At 74.2% G+C, this 3357-nt stretch carries 2 protein-coding genes; both read right to left on the reverse strand.

Features of this window, described 5'->3' with window-relative positions:
* The coding region (locus tag AB0G02_RS32360; protein ID WP_360801758.1) for a type I polyketide synthase at positions 1 to 2623 on the reverse strand (2623 nt) is incomplete at its 3' end.
* Positions 2624 to 2659: 36 nt separating this feature from the next.
* Positions 2660 to 3357 (reverse strand): phosphopantetheine-binding protein (locus AB0G02_RS32365; RefSeq protein ID WP_360801761.1); only part of this gene is annotated, 698 nt, incomplete at its 5' end.

Genomic DNA, 3357 nt, shown 5'->3' on the forward strand with positions numbered 1-3357 from the left:
ACGCCGACCCGCCCGCGCCGACGCGCCGGATCGCGGAGGTGAACTCGGCCAGGTCCGACACCCGGTCCTTGCACGTCGGCTCGGTCCCTCCCCCGTCGCCCTGCGCCATCCTGGTCAGGTTGACGAGCGTGTTGCCCAGGCCGAGCTCCAGGAAGACGTCCGGGTCGCCGCACGCGCGGGTCGCTTCGAGGAACAGGACCGGGTGCCTGAGCTGCCGCCGCCAGTACCCGGTGGTCGCCATCTCCTCACCGATCGGGGCCCCGGTCAGGGTGGAGATGATCGGGCGCGTCGGCGGGCGCAGCTCGACGGAGTCGAGGACGGCGGAGTAGTCGTCCAGGATCGCGTCCATCTGCGCCGAGTGCCCGGCCACCCCGATGGGCAGCTCCTTGCACTTGATCCCGCGCTTCCGGGCGGCCGTGACGACCGCGCGCAACGCGTCCCGGTCGCCGGAGATCACCGTGCTGCCCGGCGCGTTGATCGCCGCGACGCCGACCCGGTCGGCGCCCTCCAGCAGTTCGCGCACGGTCGGCTCGCCGGCGAAGACGGTCGCCATGGCGCCGGACTCGGGCAGCGTTCCGAGCAGCTTCGCGCGCTGCGACACCAGGTACAGCCCGGTCTCGAAGTCGAACACGCCCGCGCCGTGCGCCGCCGCGTACTCCCCCAGGCTGTGACCGAGGTGGACGTCCGGCTCCACCCCCCAACCCCGCCACAGCTCCAGCAGCGCGACCTGCAACGCGTAGACGACCGGCTGGGCCATCCGGACGTCGGTGATGCGCATGCCCCGGCGTGCGGCGTCCTGGTAGAGGAACTCGGAGAGCCGGTGCCCGGTGTGCTCCAGGAAGCGCGGGTCGGTGCGGTCGACGAACGCGCGGAAGGCGGGCTCGGCCAGGTAGAGGTCGCGGCACGCCTCCAGGTACTCCGCGCCCTGGCCCGAGTACAGCGCGGCGACCCGGGGCGACCCGCCGCGCACCCGTCCGGACACCAGGCCGATCTCGCCGTCGAACTCGTCGGTCACGTCCCCCTGGCCGCTCGCCACGGCGTCGAGGAGCGCGGCGAGCGTCTTGCGGTCCGACCCGACGACCGCCGCCCGGTGGGCGAAGTGCGCGCGGCCGCTGCCGAGGCTGTACGCCGCGTCCACGAGGTCCGGCGCGGTGTCGTCCAGCAACGCCTGGCTCATCCTGGCCGCCAGGTCCCGGAGCGCGGGCTCGGTGCGGCCGGAGATCGGCAGCACCTGCGTGCCGGACACCGCTCCGGGCGCGTGGCCCGCCCGTTCCGCGGGTGCGGGCGGCGCCTCCTCCAGGACGGCGTGGGCGTTCATGCCGCCGAGCCCGAACGCGCTGACGCCGGCGCGGAGCGGTCCGCCGCGGTCGGGCCAGTCGGTCGTCCCGGACTGCACGAAGAACGGCGATCCGGCGAAGTCGATCGCCGGGTTGGGCTCCTCGAAGTGCAGCGAGGCGGGCAGCGTCCGGTGCCGCAGCGCGAGCGCGACCTTGATGATCCCGGCCACGCCTGCGGCCCAGCTCAGGTGCCCGATGTTGGTCTTGACCGACCCCAGGGCGCAGGACCGCGGCGGCACGCCCCGGAACGCGTCGGTCAGCGCGGCGACCTCGATCGGGTCGCCGGTCGGCGTGGCGGTGCCGTGGGCCTCGACGTAGGAGATCGTCCCTGGCTCGACGTCCGCGGCGGCGAGCGCCTGGCGGATCACCGCGGCCTGGCCGGCGATGCTCGGCGCGCTGAAGCCGGGCTTGCCGGAGCCGTCGTTGTTGACCGCGGTGCCCCGGATGACGGCGTACACGCGGTCGCCGTCGGCCAGCGCGCGGTCCAGCGGCTTGAGCAGCACCGCGCCGACCCCGCTGCCGAAGACCGTCCCGGTGGCCCGTGCGTCGAAGGCCCGGCAGTGGCCGTCCTGCGACATCACCAGGCCGGGTTCCGGCTGGTAGCCGTCGATCTGCGGCACCGGCACGTGCGCGCCGCCGGCCAGCGCCAGGTCGCACTCGCCCGCCAGGAGCGCCTGGCACGCCAGGTGGACCGCGTACAGCGAGGTGGCGCAGGCGGCCTGGACGTTGACGCTGGGACCGCCGAGGTCGAGCTTGTACGCCACGCGGCTGGTCAGGTAGTCGCGTTCCGCGGCCATCGCCAGCTGGAGGTCCTCGGCGGAGTCGAGGAAGTTCGGCAGCTCCTTGCTCGCCTGGCCGCTGAGGTTGTTCATCAGGTAGAGGCTCGTCCCGCAGCCGCCGTACACGCCGATGTCGTCGGTGCGCCGCTGACCGGCGGAGCCGCCGTCCTCCAGCGCCTCCCAGCAGACTTCGAGGAACAGCCGGTGCTGCGGGTCGAGCAGGGCGGCTTCGCGCGGGCTGTAGCCGAAGAACTCGGCGTCGAACCCGTCGATGCCCTCCAGCGTCGACCTGGCGCGGATCCAGCCGGCCGAGGTCGCGTCCCCGCCGTCCTCGCGGGTGATCGACTCCCGCCCGTCGACCAGGTTCGACCAGAACCGCGCCGGGGTGTCGGCATCCGGGAAGCGGCACGCCATGCCGATGATCGCCACGCCCTGCGGGGCGCCCGGGTGCTGGTTCCCCGGCGCGTCTTCCGGTCCGCTGTGCTCGCTCAAGTCGTGGTGGCTCACTCGCGGATTCCTTAATGTCTGTGACGGTTGCTCCGGTTACTTCACTCGTCGCGCGAGCCGCCTGCGGTCGGCCGCGCTCAGCGGCGCGCGCCGGTTGGCACCCGGCCGGGCGGGGCCGGTGCCGGTGGACTGGGGCGGGACGGGCGTTCCGCGCGCCGCCGACGACCCCGCCCTGAGCCGTGCCGCCAGGGCCGGGATCGTGGGGTACCGGTACATCTCGACCAGTTGCAGGCCCGCGTCGGGGAACGCTTGGAGCAGGCGGGCGAAGACCGAGCCGAGCAGGGCCGAGTTGCCGCCGACGTCGAAGAAGTTGCCGTCGGCGTCGACCGCCAGGTCCACGCCGAGGACCGAGCTCCACGTCTCGGCGACGATCCGCTCGTAGCCCTCCGCGGAGGTCGGGCGCACGTCCACCGGCCCGGGGCGCGGGGTGGGCTCGGAGAGCTGCCGCTCCAACGCCTTGCGGTCGAGCTTGCCGGTGACGCCGATCGGCAGCTCCGGCAGGACCCGCACGGTCCGCGGCACGGCGTACCGCGGCAGCACCTCTCCGATCGCGGCGAGGACGTCCCCCTCGGAGACCCCGTCGGATTTCGCCGCCGCGACCAACCCGGTCACCCGGCCGGTCCGGTCCCGGACCGGGAACGCCGCCGCCTCGTCGACGCCGGGGACCGCGCGGATCGCCGCATCGCCCTCGCCCAGCTCGACCCGGAAGGCGCGGACCTTGACCGGGCTGTCGA

Source organism: Actinosynnema sp. NPDC023658, assembly GCF_040639995.1.
Taxonomy (GTDB): domain Bacteria; phylum Actinomycetota; class Actinomycetes; order Mycobacteriales; family Pseudonocardiaceae; genus Actinosynnema.